Here is an 18,584-nt window from a genome sequence, read left to right as displayed (position 1 = left end):
GGTGGCGCACTACGCTGACGTCATGTTGTACGAGCACCTCGGGGCTCGGCCCCGGATCCCTGACACCGCCGTCGTCGCTCCCACCGCCGTGATCTCCGGCGACGTCGAGATCGGTGCGGACTGCCAGATCCTGCACGGCGCCGTGATCACCGCCGAAGGCTCACCGATCACGCTCGGTGAGAACGTCATCGTGATGGAGAACGCGCTGATCCGTGCCACCGCGGCTCACTCCGTGCACATCGGACCGCACACCCTGATCGGCACGCTGTCGAGCATCGCCGGCGCGACGGTGGGTGCCGAGGTGTTCCTCGCGTCGGGCGCCCGGGTGTTCAACGGCGCTCGAGTCGCAGACGCGTGCGAGGTGCGCGTGAACGCGATCGTGATGCGCCGGGCGGTGCTGCCCGCAGGGACGGTGGTGCCGATCGGCTGGGTCGCGGCGGGGGATCCGGTGCAGCTGTTCTCGCCCGATCAGCAGGACGAGATCGCCGCCGTGCAGCCCGACATCGATTTCCCCGGTCACGTGTTCGGCGTCGATCGCGACACCCCGGACTTCATGGTGCAGTTGACCGAACGCTACGGCAGGTCCCTCGCGCGACACGCCCACGACGTGCGCATCGACCCACAGCCGTGACGAAGAGAGCCGCCTCACCCCGGAGGGTCAGGCGGCTCTGAGCCGTTCAGTGCGGGATCAGATGACACCCTGGGCGAGCATCGCCGCGGCCACGCGTTCGAAGCCCGCGATGTTCGCGCCGGCCACGTAGTCGCCGGCCACGTCGTGCCGCTCGGCGGCGTCGAACGCGGCACGGTGGATGTCGGACATGATCTCGCGCAGCTTGTTCTCGCTGTCGCCGAAGGTCCAGCGCTGGCGCGAGGCGTTCTGGCTCATCTCGAGTGCCGAGGTCGCGACGCCGCCGGCGTTGGCGGCCTTGCCCGGCGCGAAGAGCACGCCCGCGGCCTGGAACGCGTCGACGGCTGCGGGAACGCACGGCATGTTCGCGCCCTCCGACACCGCTCGTACGCCGTTCGCGATCAGCGCTTCGGCATCGGCCAGGCTGACCTCGTTCTGCGTGGCCGAGGGCACCGCGATGTCGACCGGCACGTCCCACACGCTGCCGCCTTCGACGAACCGCGCGCCGGGACGACGGTTCGCGTACTCGACGATGCGGGCGCGCTCGACCTCCTTCAGCTGACGGAGCAGGTCCAGGTCGATGCCGGCGTCGTCGATGACGTAGCCCGAGGAGTCCGATGCGGTGACCGCGGTGGCGCCGAGCTGCGTCGCCTTCTGGATCGCGTAGATGGCGACGTTGCCCGAGCCGGAGATGCCGACGCGCTTGCCGTCGAGGGAGTCGCCGTGCACGGCGAGCATCTCCTGGGCGAAGAAGACGGCGCCGTAGCCGGTGGCCTCGGTGCGCACCTCGGCACCGCCCCATCCCGTGCCCTTGCCGGTGAACATGCCCGACTCGTGGCGGTTGGTCACCTTGCGGTACTGACCGAACAGGTAGCCGATCTCGCGCCCGCCCACCCCGATGTCGCCGGCGGGAACGTCGGTGTGCTCACCGAGGTGCCGGTACAGCTCGTTCATGAACGACTGGCAGAAGCGCATGACCTCGGCGTCGGACTTGCCGTGCGGATCGAAGTCCGATCCGCCCTTGCCGCCGCCGATGCCCTGGCCGGTGAGCGCGTTCTTGAAGATCTGCTCGAAGCCGAGGAACTTGATGATCGAGAGGTTCACCGAAGGGTGGAAGCGCAGCCCGCCCTTGTACGGGCCGAGCACCGAGGAGAACTGGATGCGGTAGCCGCGGTTGACCTGTAGCTTGCCGGCGTCATCCACCCACGGCACGCGGAACAGGATCTGTCGCTCGGGCTCGACGAGACGCTCGAGGATGCCGCCGTCGACGAACTCGGGACGGCGCTCGAGGACCGGCGCGATCGAGTGCAGCACCTCGTGCACGGCCTGATGGAACTCGGGCTCGTACGGGCTGCGAGAGAGAACCGTGTCGAAGACGGGCTGCACCGCGGGGGCGAGCGGGTGGAAGTCGGCGGAAGTCGTTGCGGTCACGCGAGAGGCTTTCTGATGAGGAACGGGGGACAGGGGATCACGCACGATCACCCGGTGTTCTGCAGACCGGCGGCCACGCCGCTGACCGACAGCAGCAGCAGGCGCTGCTGCTCGGCGTCGGCCCCGGAGCCGGTCGCCCCGTCGCTCGCGGCCGAGCGCAACGCACGCAGCGCACGCAACTGCAGGAGCGACAGCGCATCGACGTAGGGGCTGCGCAGCTGCACCGCGCGCTGCAGCACCGGCTTGTTGACCAGCAGTCCGTCGCCGCCCGTGAGGCGGATGACCCACTCGCGAGTGAGCGCGAGCTCGTCCAGCACGAGGGCGGCGAGGTCGTCGCGGTCGCCCAGCGCCAGGTACTGGCGGGCGATGCGCTCGTCGGTCTTCGCCAGGCTCATCGCGACGTTGTCGATCATGGTCCGAAGCAGTGGCCACTCGCGGTACGCCTCGATCAGCAGCGCTTCATCGCCGACGGCCTCGAGCGCGGTGCCGAGTCCGAACCAGCCGGCCAGGTTGATGCGCGCCTGCGTCCACGCGAACACCCACGGGATCGCCCGCAGGTCTTCCAGCGACTCGACCGAGAGGCCGCGTCGCGCCGGGCGCGAACCCAGTGCGAGCAGACCGATCTCCTCGAGCGGGGTGACCGTGGCGAACCAGGGCGCGAAGCCCTCGGCCTTCACCAGCGAGAAGAAGCGTTCGCGCGAGGAGGCGTCCATGATCGCGGCGACCTCGGCGTAGCGGGCGGCCGCCCCGCTGGTGCGCTGCTCGACCGAGGGGGAGGAGGCGAGCAGGGTGGCGGCGGCGACCTGGTCGATGTGGCGCATCGCGATCGCCGGCTCGCCGTAGCGGGCGAAGATGACCTCGCCCTGCTCAGTGAGCTTGAACCGCCCGTCGACGGAGTGCGGCGGCTGGGCGAGGATGGCGGAGTTCGCGGGTCCGCCGCCACGGCCGAGTGCCCCGCCGCGGCCGTGGAACAGCGTCAGCTCGATGTCGGCGTCCTTCGCCCACAGCGCGATCTTCTCCTGCGCCTCGTAGAGGGCGAGGTTCGCGGCGACCGGGCCGACGTCCTTCGACGAGTCGGAGTAGCCGAGCATGACCTCGAGGCGGTTGCCGGTCTCGGCCATGCGAGCACGGAACTCCGGGAAGGTCACCACCTCGGCCAGGATCTCGGGAGCCGCCTGCAGGTCAGCGAACGTCTCGAACAGCGGAACCACGTCGAGCACCGGTGCGTCGTCGCCGAGCGCGTGCCGGGCGAGACGGTGCACGTTCGCGAGGTCGGATGCCGCCTGGGTGAACGAGACCACATAGCGACCCGCCGCGCGCAGACCGCGGTCGCGCTGGATCTTGGCGATCACACGGAAGACCTCCAGCACCTCCTCGGTCTGAGCGCTGAGAGGCTCGCCGCCCTCGAGCTCGGCGAGCGCCTTCGCATGCACCTGTGAGTGCTGGCGCACCTCGAGCTCGGTCAGGTGGAACCCGTAGGTCTCGACCTGCCAGATGAGGTGCTGCACGCCGCCGAACGCGTGACGACTGGCGCCGCTCGCCGTGAGCGAGGCCTGCACGCAACGCAGATCATCGAGCAGCTCTTCGGGGCGGGTGTAACGGAGCATGCTCTCGCCGCGGCGGGTCGCGGCGACACGGTGGGCGAAGGCGAGGAGCACGCGACGATGCGGCTCTTCAGGGGAGCGCGCGGCGAGCTCGCCCGCGAGGGTGGGCTCGGCGGCGGCGAAACGCTCCCAGAGCGCGATGACCTCGGCGCTGGGCGGGGTGCCTTCCGCGTCGAGCGTCAGGGTGCGGCCGATGCGCTCGAGAGCCCGCTCGAGTCCGCGCAGCACGTGATCGGCCGCGATCTGCGAGGCCTCACGGGTGACGGAGGCCGTGACGAAGGGGTTGCCGTCGCGGTCGCCGCCGACCCACGAGCCGATGCGTACGAACGCGGGGACGACGGGCGCGCTGGAGCCGGACTCCTCGCCGCGCAGTGCGTCGTCGATGCGGCGGTACACGTGGGGAACCGTCGTGAACAGCGTCTCGTCGAAGACGCCCATCACCGTGCGCACCTCATCGGTGGGCGAGGGCTTCTGCGAACGCAGGGGCGCCGTACGCCAGAGCGTGTCGATCTCCTCCAGCATCCGTCGTTGCGCGCGGTGGGCTTCTGCACCCTCGGCGCTCGCCGCGTCGTGCTGCGTGAGCAGTTCGGAGAGGCGGCGGATGCTCGACGAGACGGCGCGACGCCGGGCCTCGGTCGGGTGCGCGGTGAAGACGGGGTGGAAGCGCAGTCCGTCCAGTCGTCGTCGTGCCTCCTCGTCGCCGACCTCGGAGCGAAGTCGCGCATACGCGGTCGCGACGGTGTCGGCCGCGTCTTCCCGCCCGGGCTGTCCGGCGCGCTCACGGAGCACCCGCACACGCTGGTGCTCCTCGGCGAGGTTGACCAGGTGGAAGTAGCAGGTGAAGGCACGGGCGACTTCGTCGGCGCGCGCGACGGTGAACGACTCGGCGATGGCCGCCGCACGCTCGAAGGCGTCGGAGGTCTCCTGGTCGTACGCCTGGATGGTCGCGAGGCGCAGCCGCTCGACGTCGTCGAACAGGTCGTCGCCGCCGGATTCGCGCAGCACCTGGCCGAGCAGACCGCCCAGCATCCTCACGTCGGATCGCATCGCGTCGGGGATGCCGCGGCCGGCCTCGAAACGGCCGATCACGCGGATCGCCTCGGTCTGGGTGGGCTCGGGGAAGCTGTGTTCGGGGGTCACCGTTCGAGAGTATCCCGCGTGCGGAGGGGTGATTGCACGCATGACGGGGCATGACCGAGAGGGCGTCGGCCTACCATGGAGGGGATGCGCATCTCAGCGAACCCCCTCCGCGGTCAGCAGTTCCCGGCCGTGCTCCTTCTCGTCGCGGCGGGCCTCGGCCTGCTGCTGGCGAACCTGCCCACGCACGACCCGATCGCCGCGTTCCTCGACCTGCACCTCGCGGTCCCCGGCACCGGACTCGACCTGTCGATCGCGCACTGGATCTCCGACGGTCTGCTGGCGGTGTTCTTCTTCGTCGTGGCCATCGAACTGCGCCACGAACTCACCCACGGCGAACTCGACTCGCCGCGCAAGGCCCTGCAGCCCGCCATCGCGGCGACCGGTGGCGTGCTGGTGCCGATCGCGGTGTACCTGCTGATCGCCGGAGGAGAGGGTACCGCGACGGGCTGGCCGATCCCGACGGCGACCGATATCGCCTTCGCGCTCGGCGTGCTCGCGATGTTCGGCCGTGGCCTGCCGCCGGCCGTGCGAGTGTTCCTGCTCGCCCTGGCGATCCTCGACGACATCATCGGCATCGTGTTCATCGCCGTGCTGTTCGCGCGTGACGTGCAGTGGGTGCTGCTGCTGCTCGCGGTGATCGCTGTCGTCGTGTTCGCCGTGCTGAGCCGGATCCTCGCTTCGGCCTCCCGCGGGACTCTGCGTCCTCTGCTGATCGTCGCGATGATCGTGATCGGTGTCGTCGCGTGGGGGCTCGTGGCGGCATCCGGAATCCACGCCACGATCGCCGGGGTCATGCTCGGGCTCGTGATGGCGGCCGGTCCGGCCGAGCGCACGCGCCACCTGCTCGAGCCCACCGTCAACGGCGCGATCCTGCCGCTGTTCGCGTTCGCGGCGGCGTTCGTCGTCATCCCGCCCGTCTCGCCGACCGAGCTCTCGCCGGCGTTCTGGGGCATCGCGGTGGCCCTCCCGGTCGGCAAGATCATCGGCATCTCGCTGTTCGGATGGATCGCGATGCGGATCCGTCCGAAGGGCACGCCGCCCGCGCTTCCGTTCGCCGACATCGTCGCGGCCGGCGCGCTCGGCGGCATCGGCTTCACGGTGTCGCTGCTGCTCGCGAATCTCGCCTTCGCCGACGATGCCGGTGTCCGCGATCAGGCCATCCTCGGCGTGCTGGTCGGCTCGCTCATCGCCCTCGCGCTGTCGGGCATCCTCGTCTCGCTGCGGGCCCGCTCGTACCGGCGCCTCGCGCTGATCGAGTCGGAGGTCGCCCTGTGAGCGGCGACCAGCCGACCGCACCCGAGGCTCTCGACCCGTTGCGTGCCGCTGCCGAGACGATGCGGGCCGTACGCGAGCAGTGCGTCTGGTCACAGCGCATCACGCACGGCGATCTGGTGCCGTATCTGATCGAGGAGTCGCACGAGGTCATCGAGGCCGTCGAGAGCGGCACGCGGGACGACCTGCGTGAGGAGCTCGGTGATCTGCTGTGGCAGGTGCTGTTCCACGCGGCGATCGCGGCGCAGGATCCCGACGATCCTTTCGACGTCGACGACGTCGCCCGCACCCTGACCGAGAAGATGGTCCGGCGGCATCCGCATGTGTTCGCCGGTGAGGTGGCCCGCACGCCCGACGAGGTGCTCGTGCACTGGAACGCCGCGAAGGCGGCCGAAAAGCGCACGCGGCGCAGCGTGCTCGACGGCGTGCCGCGGGGAATGCCGGCGCTCGCGCTCGCGCAGAAGCTGACCGGTCGCGCGGCCGGTGTCGGTGTCGTGCCGGCGCAGAGCGCGTCGGCCCCGCCGACCTCCGAGGCCGAGCTCGGCGACGCGCTGCTGGCGCTGGTCGCGCAGGCCGGCGCCGAGGGATGGGACGCTGAGCGCGCACTCCGCGAACGGCTGCGCACGCTCGAGGAGCAGGTGCGCGCGGTCGAATCCGGCAGCTGACCCGCACGGCGTCGCGGCCGGATCTGGAAAGCCGCCGGACCTGGAAAGATGGAGTCGTGGCCACTGTGAACCCGCCGCGCGGTATGCGCGACATCCTCCCCGCCGACAAGGCTCGTCGCGAGCTCGTGCTCGCCGTCATCCGTGAGCGGTACCTCGCGCACGGCTTCGACGAGATCGAGACCCCGGTCGTCGAGGAGTACTCGCGTCTGCACGCCGGGATCGGCGGCGACAACGAGAAGCTGTCGTACAACATCCTGCGCCGCGGACTCGACGCCGAGGCGATCCGTGCCGGAGCCGACGATCCTGCCGCGCTGTCGGACCTCGGGCTGCGCTACGACCTGACCGTGCCGCTGGCCCGTTTCTACGCCAGCAACCGCGGGCAGCTGCCCACCGTGTTCCGGTCGATCCAGATCGGTGCCGTGTGGCGCGCCGAGCGCCCGCAGAAGGGTCGCTACCGGCAGTTCATGCAGTGCGACATCGACATCATGGGCGATGACTCCGCGCGCGCCGAGGCCGAACTGATGGTGGCCTCGCTCGACGCGGTCGACGCGCTCGGGCTCGACGGCGCCACGGTCCGCATCAACGACCGTCGCGTGCTGGACTGGATGCTCGACAGCTTCGGTTTCACCGCCGAGGAGCGCCCGAGCGTGCTCATCACGATCGACAAGCTCGACAAGGTCGGCGCCGACGGCGTGGCCGCAGAGCTGCGCGAGCGTTCGGCCACCGCCTCCGCGGTGGACGCCTTCGAGGCGTTCCTGCGTCGCCCGCAGACCATGGAGTACCACCCGTACGGCGAGCGCCAGATTCGCAAGGCGCTGCCCGACGGTGCTCCCGACGACATCGTCGCCCACCTCGTGGGCATCGGCGAAGCCGTGGCCGCCGGACGCCCGTCGACGGGCTCCGAGAACGGCGAGACCGAGATCCCGCTCGTCTTCGACCCGTTCCTCGTGCGCGGAATGGGCTACTACACCGGCACCATCTTCGAGCTCGCGCACCCCTCAGTCGACTACTCGCTGGGCGGGGGCGGACGCTACGACGGCATGATCGGGCGCTTCCTCGGTCAGCAGGTGCCGGCGGTGGGCTTCTCGCTCGGCTTCGAGCGCCTGGTCGACCTGGTCAAGACGGGCATCGACAGCGAGGCGAAGGCCATCGTGCTGATCCACGACGCCGACGTGCCCGTGGCCGAACTGGTGGCGCACAAGACGACCCTGATCGCGAGCGGTACCCGCGTGCGGCTCGAGCGCCGCACGAAGAACCTCAAGGCACTGCTCGAGCGGGCATCCGCCGACGGATACACCGCCTTCGCGACGGTGTCGGCCGGGGCATCCGCTCTCGAGGTCAAGCCGCTGTCCTGATCCGGATGCCGTTCACGAGGCGTTCACGCGGACGCGATCGAATCGGGGCATGGGTCGCACACGTCTCGCCGTCGCCTGCGGGATCGCCGCCGTCGCCGGATTGGCCGTCGGCGCGAACACACTGATCTCGCGGCAGGCGGCGATCGCGCGCCGACGCATCGGCAAGCCGCTGGGTGAGGATTCGCTCGATGCCGATCGCGTCTGGCGTCCGGCGCTGGAGGGCGAGCCGATCGAGCTGCTGCTCCTCGGCGACTCGCTCGCGGCGGGGCTCGGCGCGGCCCGCCGCAAGGAGACCCTCGGTGGGCGGCTGGCGAAGGGCCTGGCGCGCAGCCTGCATCGCCCCGTGCGGCTGCGCACTGCCGCGATCGTCGGATCTGAGTCGCCGGATCTCGAGAGGCAGATCGACGGGCTGGCCGACGACTGCCGTCCGCACGTCGCGGTGATCGTGGTCGGCGGCAACGACGTCACCCATCGTCTCCCGATCTCGGTCTCGGCGAGTCACCTCAATGAGGCCATCCGACGACTCCGCGCGCGGGGCGCCGAGGTCGTCGTCGGCACCTGCCCCGACCTCGGTGCTCTCCGTGCCGTGCCGCAGCCCCTGCGGCGTCTGGCGTCGAGCCTGTCCCGGCGGCTGGCCGACGTGCAGGCCGAGACCGCGCGTCATGCGGGCGCCGAGCCCGTGGACCTCCGCCGCTCGGTCGGACCGCTGTTCTTCGACGAGCCCGAGGCGATGTTCAGCCTCGACCGCTTCCACCCCAGCGCACTCGGCTATCGACGCACCGCCGAGGCCCTGCTTCCGGCGCTGTCGCGGGCAGCCGACGCGGCGCTGCGCGAAGCCACCGCCACTGCCGCCGGTTGAGCGTCAGCGCTGCTCGACCCGCAGGCGCACCAGGCGGTAGACCACGCCGACCGCCACCACGCCCGTTCCGATGAACGTCGCCAGGATCGGCAGGGTGTTCACCAGCACGAGGCATCCGAGCGCTCCCACCACCTGCAGCCAGCGCGGGTACCGCCGAGCCTCGCCCTGCTGGCGGAAGGCCGCCGCGTTGGCGATCAGGTAGTACAGCAGCACACCGAACGACGAGAAGCCGATCGCGCCGCGAAGATCCGCGAGCAGCACGATCGCGATCACGCACGCCGCGATCGCGATCTCTGCGCGCCGCGGCACCTGCCAGCGTTCGTCGACCACAGCGAGGAACCGCGGCACGTCACCCTCCCGCGCCATCGCGAGCGTCGTGCGACCGATCCCGGTGAGCAGTGCGAGCAGCGCGCCCAGCGAGGCAGCGGCGGCGGCGATCCGCACCACCGGCGTCAGCGAATCCGCGCCGACGGCGGTCATCACGTCGGCGAGCGGGGCGGTGCTGGTCGCCGCGCTTCCGCCGAGCACGAGCACCACGGTCACACCCACGAGCACGTAGACGACGACGGCGCCCCCGAGCGCCAGCACGATCGCCCGGGGAATCGTACGGGCGGGGTCGGTCACCTCCTCGCCCATCGTGGCGATGCGGGCGTACCCGGCGGACGCGAAGAACAGCAGCCCCGCTCCCTGCAGCACGCCGTACGCGGTGGCGTCGGGCAGGGGGAGCGGGTCGGATGCCGCGGCGCCCGCGAGTCCGAACGCGACCACCGCGGTCAGGCCCAGCAGCGAGCACACCACGAGGATGCGGGTGAGCAGAGCCGTGCGGGTCACGCCGAAGCAGTTCACGATCGCGAGGGCCGCGACGGCGCCGGCTGCGACGGCCGGTCCCCACGCAGCGGGTACGGCGTACGCCGCGAAGGTCATCGCCATGGCCGCGCAGCTGGCGATCTTGCCGATCACGAAGCTCCAGCCCGCGACGAAGCCCCACCACGGTCCGATCTCGGCCCGTGCGTAGGCGTAGGTGCCGCCCGCGACCGGGTGCACGGCCGCCAGCTGAGCGGATGCGGTCGCGTTGCAGTAGGCCACGACCGCGGCGATCCCCAGAGCCACGAGCACGCCGCTGCCGGCGACGCCGATGGCCGGAGCCCACACCGAGAACACGCCGGCGCCGATCATCGAGCCGAGGCCTATCGCGATCGCGTCGCGCAGAGTCAGTCGTCGGGCCAGCGGCATCCTGCCATCGTGGCATGCACGGGTGAACGAGTGGTGTCCGGGGCGCCGACCGATTCAGCCGGGGGCGCAAGGCTGACATCATGGTGCACATGAGCATCTCCACGCCCCGCCGCGTTCCCTGGGGCGCCGTGATCCTGTTCACCGTGCTCGCCTGCGTGCTCGCCTGGCTGGTCTCGCTCCCGCTCTGGCTGGGTGACGGCCTCGCCGAGCCGTCCGCGACCCTGATCCTGCCGGTGATGATGTTCACGCCCGCCGTCGCGGCGCTCGTGACGATGCTGGTGCTGCGCGTGCCGGCGAAGGGGGAGCGCCTGCGCTTCCTCGGAATCTGGCCGCTTCGCCCCGCCAAGCGGGTCGTGTGGCTGATGGTGCTCGCCTGGCTGGCGCCGCCGGTGCTGATCGCGCTCGCCATCGCGCTTTCGGCTGCGCTGGGCTTCATGCAACTCGATCTGACGTTCGCCGCCTTCGCGGTCGAGCTCGAGAAGGCGATGCCCGCGGGCATGCCGCTGCCGCCGATCGAGGCCATCGTGATCGCGCAGATCGTGTCGATCCCGATCGGCGCACTCATCAACGCGATCCCGGCATTCGGTGAGGAGCTGGGCTGGCGCGGCTGGCTCATCCCGGCGCTGCGCCCGCTGGGCACCTGGCCGACGCTGCTGCTCAGCGGTGCGATCTGGGGCGTCTGGCACAGCCCGGTGATCCTGCTGGGCTACAACTTCGGCCGCACCGACATCACCGGCGTGCTGTTCATGATCGGCGGGTGCGTCGCCTGGGGCATCCTCCTGGGCTGGTTGCGGCTGCGCTCCGCGTCCATCTGGCCCGCGGTCCTCGCACACGGTTCGCTGAACGCCGCGGGCGGACTGATCGTGATCGTCGCCGCATCGCAGCCCGATCTCGCGCTCGCCGGGCCTCTGGGCGTCGCCGGCTGGATCGTGATCGCCGTCGTGGTGCTCGTCCTGACGCTCACGGGCCAGTTCCGTCAGCAGCCCGAGCTCGCCGGCGCGGAAGGGCGTCTGCTCTCCGCTCCCCGGCCGTGATCCGGCGGGAGCCCCTTGACGCTGCTCGGGCCTGAGCGGTTTGCTGAGCCCATGGACTCCACACCCGCGGCCTGGTCGCAGGCCGACGCCTATCTCGCCGACACCCTCGTCGGTCACGACCCCGCACTCGAGGCTGCCCTCGAGGCACAGCGCGCGGCGGGGATGCCGGCGATCGAGGTCGCACCCGTCAGCGGCAAGTTCCTGAATCTGCTGGCGCGGATGTCGGGTGCGCGACGCGTGCTCGAGATCGGCACGCTCGGCGGATACTCGACGATCTGGCTCGCGCGGGCGGTCGGCCCCGAGGGGCGCGTCGTGACCGTCGAGGCCGAGGCCGACAACGCGGCGGTAGCCCGCGCCAGCATCGATGCGGCAGGCGTCGGCGAGCGGGTCGAGATCCGCATCGGACGCGGAGCCGATGTGCTGCCCACCCTGGTGGGCGGGTTCGACCTGGTCTTCATCGACGCCGACAAGGAGTCGAACACGATCTACCTGGACTGGGCGGCGAAGCTCGGTCATTCCGGCACCGTGGTCGTGCTCGACAACATCGGCCGCGAGGGCGAGATCGTGCGCGACGATGCCACGGACTCGAAGGTGATCGGCACGCGCGACGGGCTGCGGATGCTGGGGGAGGACCCCCGCTTCGACGCCACTGCGCTGCAGACCGTCGGAATCAAGGGCTGGGACGGCGTCGCGCTCGCCCTCGTCGTCTGATCTCGGCGCCTGCTCCTGCCCTCGAGCCGGTCGCGGGCCCGGAATCCGTCGACGCGGCGGGCTAGACTGAGCGCGGATCGACGACGCTCCACACACACCTTTCCCCTGAACAAGGAGCACATCAGTGGCACTGATCGAGGCTGTAGGCGCACGCGAGATTCTCGACTCGCGCGGAAACCCGACCGTGGAGGTGGAGGTCCTGCTCGACGACGGCATCGTCCAGCGTGCCGCCGTCCCATCCGGGGCATCGACGGGAGCGTTCGAGGCGTACGAGCTGCGTGACGGCGACAAGAGCCGTTACGGCGGCAAGGGCGTGCGCAAGGCCGTCGAGGCTGTCATCGACGAGCTCGGCCCGGCACTCGAGGGCATCGAGGCGAGCGAGCAGCGCATCGTCGACGAGATCCTCAACGAGGTCGACGGCACCGAGAACAAGAAGCGCGTCGGCGCGAACGCCATCCTCGGCGTGAGCCTCGCGGTGGCCAAGGCCGCGGCCGACTCGGCCGACCTGCCGCTGTTCCGCTACCTGGGCGGACCGAACGCGCACGTGCTGCCCGTTCCGCTGTTCAACGTCATCAACGGCGGCGAGCACGCCGACAACGGCATCGACATGCAGGAGTTCTTCCTCGCGCCGATCGGCGCCGAGACCTACTCCGAGGCCCTGCGCTGGGGTGTCGAGACGTACCACGTGCTGCGCGCCGAGCTGAAGGCCGCCGGCTACGCGACCGGCCTGGGCGACGAGGGCGGCTTCGCTCCCGACCTGCCCAGCAACCGCGAAGGCCTCGACTTCCTGGTCAAGGCGATCGAGAAGGCTGGCTTCACGCCGGGCACCGACATCGCGCTGGGCCTCGACGTCGCCGCGACCGAGTTCTTCAAGGACGGCGTCTACCGCCTCGACAACAAGGACTGGGACGCCGCGGCGCTCACCGAGTACTACGTCGGTCTGGTCAACGACTTCCCGATCGTCACGATCGAGGACGCCCTGGCCGAGGACGACTGGGACAACTGGAAGCACCTCACCGACGCGCTCGGCTCGAAGGTGCAGCTGGTCGGCGACGACCTGTTCGTCACCAACCCGGAGCGTCTCGCCGACGGCATCAAGCGCGGCGTCGCGAACTCGCTCCTGGTCAAGGTCAACCAGATCGGCACGCTCACCGAGACGTTCGACGCGGTCAGCCTGGCGCAGCGCTCCGGCTACACGGCCATGCTCTCGCACCGCTCCGGTGAGACCGAGGACACCACCATCGCCGACCTGGCCGTCGCCACCAACGCGGGTCAGATCAAGGCGGGTGCGCCTGCTCGCAGCGAGCGCGTCGCGAAGTACAATCAGCTTCTGCGCATCGAGGAGGAACTGGGCGACGCCGCGGTCTTCGCCGGTCGTTCCGCGTTCCCCCGCTCGCAGGCCTGAGCACGCTGAGACAGAACACGCCGCACCCGTAGCGGCACGACGAGGCCGCTGACGAAGCGGCTGACGGAGGAGGAGCCGTGGCACGACGACCGGCTCCTCCTTCGGCGTCTCCGGGGTCGTCGACCCGACCCGGCGCGAACGCGTCGAAGACAGGTTCCGCGAAAGCGCGTGCGCCGCGGTCCCGTCGCGGAGAGCGCGCCGAGACACCCGCGGTCGACGTGCGCGAATGGGCCTCCGGAATCCGGCTCTCGGCGTTCTCGGTGATCATGCTCTCGCTGGTGGTCCTCGGCGCCTGGGTGCTCGTGCCCACGCTCGGCACGTTCATCGATCAGCGCCAGAAGATCGCAGCTCTCGAGGCCTCGGTGCAGGTGAGCGAGACTGAGATCACCGCGCTCGAGAAGGAGCGCGAGCGATGGCAGGACCCCGCGTACATCACGACGCAGGCACGCGAGCGGCTCTACTACGTCAAGCCCGGCGAGGTGGTCTACCTGGTCGACAACGATCTCGACGCCGCCGATCTTCCGCGCGCACAGGACCCGGTGAGCGACACGCTCGAGGAGAAGCCGTCGGACTGGATGCCGCAGCTGCTGCGCACGCTCATCTCCGCCGGGCTCAGCGACACGGCCGCGGTCGCTCCCTGACGCGGTCGTCGCAGCGTCCTCCCGGTCGGCTCCCGTACTCTGGTGGGGTGACCACGCCGCCTTTCCCCGCCCCGACGCCCGCTGAACTCGCCGTCGTGTCGGCTCAGCTCGGACGATCCGCGCGAGGAGTCGTCGGCATCGCGGCGCGCTGCACCTGCGGCAACCCGACCGTCGTGGCGACCACACCGCGTCTGCCCGACGGCACGCCGTTTCCCACGTTCTACTACCTCACGCACCCCGCGGCGACGGCGGCCATGTCGACGCTCGAGGCCACACAGGTGATGCCCGAGCTCGCGGCGCTGCTGGCCGACGACGAGGACGTCGCGGCGGCGTACCTGGCCGCGCATCAGGCGTACCTGGCCGACCGCGCGCAGTTCGGCGAGGTGTCGGAGATCGAGGGCATCTCGGCCGGCGGCATGCCGACGCGCGTCAAGTGCCTGCACGCGCTGGCGGGCCACGCGCTCGCGGCCGGCAGCGGCGTGAACCCCATCGGTGACGAGGCGCTCGCCCGTTCGTCGTGGTCGCCCGCGGTCTGCCGCTGCGACGAGCCCGGAGCGGCGCTCCGCGACGAGGCTGCGCCGACGACATGAGCCGCCGACCCACGCTGCGCGGTCTCGCCGCCGTCGCGGTGGTGGCGGTCTCCGTCCTGCTGCTCGGCGCCACCGTCCCACCCAGCACGGGCCCCGTGCCCGACGACCCGAGCGACCCGGTGCGGGCGTCGGAGTACTGGCTCGACGGCGCACGCATCCGTGAGGCCTGGCAGACCACGCGCGGCAAGGGCGTCACGATCGCGGTGATCGACACCGGCATCGGCCGGGTCCCGGCCACCTTCGGCGACGCCGTCGTCGGGGGCACCGACGTGTCGGGCACAGGCTCCGCCGACGGGCGCACACCGCTCGGCGCACTCGACGGCAACCACGGATCGTGGGTGGCGTCACTCGCTGCCGGACGCGGCTCTCCGGACGGCACCGGCATGATCGGGGTCGCCCCCGAGGCGAACCTGCTGTCCATCTCCGTCGGCTTCGGTGCGGCCGCCGCCGTCCCGTTCACCGAGCAGGTGGCCAAGGGCATGCGCTGGGCCGTCGACAACGGTGCCGACGTGATCAACCTGTCCTTCACCACGAACACCCTCGACTGGGACCAGAGCTGGGACGACGCCTTCCTCTACGCCTTCGAGCACGACGTCGTGGTCGTCGTCGCGGCAGGCAACCGGGGGAGCGGCACGAGCATCATCGGAGCCCCGGCCACCATCCCCGGCGTGCTCACCGTGGCCGGCGTCGATCAGACCGGCACCGCCAGCATCGAGGCGTCGACGCAGGGCATCACCATCGGCATCTCGGCACCCAGCGAAGGGCTCCTCGGGGTGTCCGCCGACGGCAAGCTGGCCTCGTGGCGCGGAACCAGCGGCGCAGCCCCGATCGTGGCCGGCATCGCCGCCCTCATCCGCTCCGCGCATCCTGACATGAAGGCGATCGACGTCATCAACCGCATCATCAAGACCGCCATCCCGGTCGACGGCGCGGTCAAGCCACGCGACCCGCTCTACGGATTCGGACTGGTGGATGCCGCGGCCGCCATCAGCACGAACCTGCCGACGGTCGAGAAGAACCCGATGGGGGATCTCGCCGAGTGGATCCGTCTGTACCGACGCGCGGCGAGCGAACCGCAGCCCGAGCCGACCGTGGAACCGGTGCAGATTCCTCCGCTGCCGGACGCCGATGCACCGACCGAGGCGGGTTCACCGCTCCTTCCCAGCGCTGATTCACTGCGCTACGGTACCCTCCCGCTGATCGCGGTCACAGTCCCTGGTATCCTTGTAGCGCTTGGCGTCACCGCAGCTGCCCGGCGCATCCGATCGGCGCGCGCGAATCGCACGCCACAACCTTGACTCCAAGGAGTTGTTCCCCTGTGCCCAAGATTCTGATTGTCGGTGGCGGCTACGCCGGTTTCTACACCGCGTGGAAGCTCGAGAAGCACCTCCGCAAGGGTGAGGCCGAGGTCACCATGGTCGACCCGCTGCCGTACATGACCTACCAGCCGTTCCTTCCCGAGGTCGCCGCCGGCGGCATCGAGGCGCGGCACTCGGTCGTGGCGCACCGTCGTCACCTCAAGCGCACCAACGTGGTCACCGCGAAGATCACGAACATCAACCACGCGCAGAAGGTGGCCACCATCACGCCGCCGTCGGGCGACGCGTACGAGTTCGCGTACGACCAGATCGTCGTCACCGCCGGTGCCGTCTCGCGCACCTTCCCGATCCCCGGCATCGCCGACAACGCGATCGGGCTCAAGACCATCGAAGAGGCCGTGGCGATCCGCGACCGCCTGATGTCGAACTTCGACAAGGCCGCCTCGCTGCCCGCGGGCCCGGCCCGTGACCGTCTGCTCTCGGTCGTCGTCGTCGGCGGCGGATTCGCCGGCATCGAGGTCTTCGCCGAGCTCCGCTCGCTGGCCTCGTCGCTGGTGAGCAAGTACCCGCAGCTGCGCTTCGAGGACACCCACTTCCACCTGATCGAGGCCATGGGCCGCATCATGCCCGAGGTCTCGCTGCCCACCAGCGAATGGGTCCTCCGCGATCTCGCCAAGCGCGGCGCGAACGTGCACCTCGACACCCAGCTCACGAGCGCGGTCGACGGCAACGTCGAGCTCTCCACGGGCGAGATCATCCCGACCGACCTGATCGTCTGGACCGCCGGCGTCATGGCGAACCCGACCGTCGTGCGCGGCGGAGACCTCCCCGTCGAAGAGCGCGGTCGCATCCAGACCCGCGCCGACCTGCGCGTCGGCACCCCCGAGGCGTTCGTCGAGGGCGCCTGGGCCGCCGGTGACGTCTCGGCCGTCCCCGATCTCTCCGGTGGCGGCGTCGGCGGCTTCTGCGTGCCGAACGCACAGCATGCGGTGCGTCAGGCCAAGCTGCTCGCGAAGAACATCGTCGCCGTGCTGCGTGGGGAAGACCCCAAGGAGTACTTCCACAAGAACCTCGGCGCCGTCGCGGGCCTCGGGCTGTACAACGGTGTCTTCCAGTCCGGCAACATCGCGCTCAAGGGCTTCATCGCCTGGGTGGCGCACCGCGGCTATCACGGTCTCGCGATGCCGACGTGGGAGCGCAAGCTCCGCGTCGTCGGTGGCTGGTGGAACAACCTGTGGCTCGGCCGTGACCTGGTGAACCTCCAGACCGTGCAGAACCCGCGCTATGTCTTCGAGGAGTTCGCCGCACGCCCGCGTCCGGCGGCAGACGCCCCCGCCGCGGCACCGGCTGCGACCAAGGCTCCGGCCAAGGCCGACACCGCTCCGGCCGAGAAGCCGGGCGACATCAAGCCCGCCGCCAAGAAGGCTCCCGCGAAGAAGGCTGCGGCCAAGAAGGCTCCCGCTCCGGCGACGACCGACCCCGCCGAGCAGGCAGCGGCGTCGTCCGCAGCGGCCAAGTAGTCTCCGCACGAACGAACGGCCCCGCGCATCCGATGCGCCGGGGCCGTTCGGCATTTCCCACCCGACCGTGCCGACGACGACGCGTGCACGGTATTCATAGGAGCGGCCCCTATCGTTGAGCACAGCAAGGGGAGTACTCCCGTCTGCGGTGTGTCGTCATTACGGACACGAAGTCGTGTCCCGGCCCACCGGCCCCTCGGGGTGGAGGAGACCTGGCGTCCGTGTTCACGGACGGCCACGGCATCCTCTCGTTCTCATCTCGCGGAGATTCTGTGGCGGTCCACCCGCTCGAAGGAATCACCACCATGGCAAAGCTCTCCAAGCTCCTCGGCCTCGCCGCACAGGCCCTCGAGAAGCACACGGCATCGCAGCGCGACTCGGCGCCCCGCCGCGATGACGCCGGCCAGCGCTCGTATACGCCTCCCACCCAGACCTCGTCGCACGGCGGCGGATACACGCCTCCGCCCGCTCGAGGCAACGCCGGCGGCGCTTACGCACCTCCTGTCGCGGGCTCAGGGCGCGCGGGGTCGGTATCCGACGCTGACCGTGCCGCGATCGCGCGCTACGACTACCTGATGCAGACGGCCGGCCCGCACCGCGTCGAGCAGATGCACCGTGAGGCGTTCGCGCGCCTGACACCCGCCCAGCGCACCGAGGTGCAGGCGCGGATGCAGGCGGAGCTCGCCCCCGGGGAGCGCCCGGCGTCGTCATCGCCCGATGACCTCGCACGCGCGGCCGGCCGCACCGAGGCTGCCCGACCGGGCCGCATGCGCTCGCTGCTGTCGCGGGTGCGTGGTGGCGGAGCGGCGGGTCTCGCCGGGGGAGCGGCGGTCGGCGTGCTCGGTGCCGTGGCCGGCGGAGCCGTGCTCAGCACGGTCGCCGCGCCCCTGCTGGAGCAGGCATCGGGCCTGGTCGACTTCGACGCCCTGGCACAGGGTCTCGACGTCGAATCGCTGGTGCAGGGTGTCGACCTCGAATCCCTCGCGGGCGGCATCGACGCCGAGGGCATCTCGGGTGCTGCTGAGGGAGTGCTCGGATCGGCGGGCGAGACGGTCTCGGGGTTCGGTGAGACCGCCAGCGGCTGGGGAGAGCGCCTCGGCGACCTCGGAATCCCGGGCATCGGGGACCTGTTCAGCAAGTAGTCGAGTGCGCTGGCTATCCTGGCCCACGACAGCCC

16 protein-coding genes are annotated in these 18,584 nt (G+C 70.6%); 13 read left to right on the top strand and 3 right to left on the bottom strand.

Annotated elements, in window-relative coordinates:
• Positions 1 to 22 precede the first annotated feature (22 nt).
• Positions 23 to 631 carry a gamma carbonic anhydrase family protein gene (locus AC2D10_RS05680; protein WP_484711029.1) on the top strand — a complete coding sequence of 203 codons (609 nt, stop codon included), beginning with the start codon at positions 23 to 25 and terminating at the stop codon, positions 629 to 631.
• Positions 632 to 688: 57 nt separating this feature from the next.
• Here the strand turns inward: AC2D10_RS05680 and gdhA are convergent, their stop codons facing one another.
• Both gdhA and AC2D10_RS05670 read right to left on the bottom strand, forming a co-directional pair.
• A complete protein-coding gene (gene gdhA, locus AC2D10_RS05675) occupies positions 689 to 2,059 on the bottom strand; it encodes an NADP-specific glutamate dehydrogenase (protein WP_484711027.1) in 1,371 nt (456 codons plus the stop codon).
• A 47-nt stretch (positions 2,060 to 2,106) separates the two neighbouring features.
• Entirely contained in the window at positions 2,107 to 4,803 is a 2,697-nt protein-coding gene (locus AC2D10_RS05670) for a phosphoenolpyruvate carboxylase (protein WP_484711026.1), read from the bottom strand.
• Positions 4,804 to 4,887: 84 nt separating this feature from the next.
• On the opposite strand from AC2D10_RS05670, the gene nhaA reads away from it, so the two are divergent.
• The 4 genes from nhaA (at position 4,888) to AC2D10_RS05650 (ending at position 8,954) form a co-directional block, all read left to right on the top strand.
• On the top strand, positions 4,888 to 6,078 hold the full coding sequence (gene nhaA, locus AC2D10_RS05665; RefSeq protein ID WP_484711025.1) for a Na+/H+ antiporter NhaA: 1,191 nt from the start codon (positions 4,888 to 4,890) through the stop codon (positions 6,076 to 6,078).
• A gap of 59 nt (positions 6,079 to 6,137) precedes the next feature.
• Positions 6,138 to 6,740 carry a nucleoside triphosphate pyrophosphohydrolase gene (locus tag AC2D10_RS05660; protein WP_484711812.1) on the top strand — a complete coding sequence of 201 codons (603 nt, stop codon included), beginning with the start codon at positions 6,138 to 6,140 and terminating at the stop codon, positions 6,738 to 6,740.
• Positions 6,741 to 6,823: 83 nt separating this feature from the next.
• Positions 6,824 to 8,095: a histidine--tRNA ligase gene (locus AC2D10_RS05655; protein WP_484711811.1), complete on the top strand. Its 1,272-nt coding sequence runs from the start codon at positions 6,824 to 6,826 to the stop codon at positions 8,093 to 8,095.
• 49 nt (positions 8,096 to 8,144) lie between these two features.
• Positions 8,145 to 8,954, top strand: coding sequence for an SGNH/GDSL hydrolase family protein (locus AC2D10_RS05650; RefSeq protein ID WP_484711024.1), 810 nt, complete (start codon positions 8,145 to 8,147; stop codon positions 8,952 to 8,954).
• 3 nt (positions 8,955 to 8,957) lie between these two features.
• Here the strand turns inward: AC2D10_RS05650 and AC2D10_RS05645 are convergent, their stop codons facing one another.
• Entirely contained in the window at positions 8,958 to 10,187 is a 1,230-nt protein-coding gene (locus AC2D10_RS05645; protein WP_484711023.1) for an APC family permease, read from the bottom strand.
• An 89-nt stretch (positions 10,188 to 10,276) separates the two neighbouring features.
• Here AC2D10_RS05645 and AC2D10_RS05640 point away from each other — a divergent pair, with 89 nt between their 5' ends.
• The 8 genes from AC2D10_RS05640 (at position 10,277) to AC2D10_RS05605 (ending at position 18,549) form a co-directional block, all read left to right on the top strand.
• Positions 10,277 to 11,221: a CPBP family intramembrane glutamic endopeptidase gene (locus AC2D10_RS05640; protein ID WP_484711022.1), complete on the top strand. Its 945-nt coding sequence runs from the start codon at positions 10,277 to 10,279 to the stop codon at positions 11,219 to 11,221.
• A gap of 51 nt (positions 11,222 to 11,272) precedes the next feature.
• Positions 11,273 to 11,932: an O-methyltransferase gene (locus AC2D10_RS05635; RefSeq protein WP_484711021.1), complete on the top strand. Its 660-nt coding sequence runs from the start codon at positions 11,273 to 11,275 to the stop codon at positions 11,930 to 11,932.
• Positions 11,933 to 12,056: 124 nt separating this feature from the next.
• A complete protein-coding gene (gene eno / locus AC2D10_RS05630; RefSeq protein WP_484711019.1) occupies positions 12,057 to 13,337 on the top strand; it encodes a phosphopyruvate hydratase in 1,281 nt (426 codons plus the stop codon).
• Positions 13,338 to 13,414: 77 nt separating this feature from the next.
• On the top strand, positions 13,415 to 13,978 hold the full coding sequence (locus AC2D10_RS05625; RefSeq protein ID WP_484711018.1) for an FtsB family cell division protein: 564 nt from the start codon (positions 13,415 to 13,417) through the stop codon (positions 13,976 to 13,978).
• Between the two features lie 47 nt (positions 13,979 to 14,025).
• Positions 14,026 to 14,568: a DUF501 domain-containing protein gene (locus tag AC2D10_RS05620; protein ID WP_484711017.1), complete on the top strand. Its 543-nt coding sequence runs from the start codon at positions 14,026 to 14,028 to the stop codon at positions 14,566 to 14,568.
• Positions 14,565 to 15,866, top strand: a complete 1,302-nt coding sequence (locus tag AC2D10_RS05615; RefSeq protein WP_484711015.1) for a S8 family serine peptidase — start codon at positions 14,565 to 14,567, stop codon at positions 15,864 to 15,866. Before AC2D10_RS05620 ends, AC2D10_RS05615 begins: the two co-directional genes overlap by 4 nt.
• Positions 15,867 to 15,886: 20 nt before the next feature.
• Positions 15,887 to 17,407, top strand: coding sequence for an NAD(P)/FAD-dependent oxidoreductase (locus AC2D10_RS05610; RefSeq protein ID WP_484711014.1), 1,521 nt, complete (start codon positions 15,887 to 15,889; stop codon positions 17,405 to 17,407).
• A gap of 305 nt (positions 17,408 to 17,712) precedes the next feature.
• Complete coding sequence (locus AC2D10_RS05605) at positions 17,713 to 18,549, top strand: cation-transporting ATPase (RefSeq protein WP_484711013.1); 837 nt, start codon at positions 17,713 to 17,715, stop codon at positions 18,547 to 18,549.
• The last annotated feature ends 35 nt before the right edge of the window (positions 18,550 to 18,584 follow it).

The organism is Microbacterium sp. PI-SA-G (assembly GCF_057215335.1).
The sequence above is the reverse complement of the archived record's forward strand: the minus strand, read 5'-3'. Positions and strand labels throughout refer to the sequence as shown.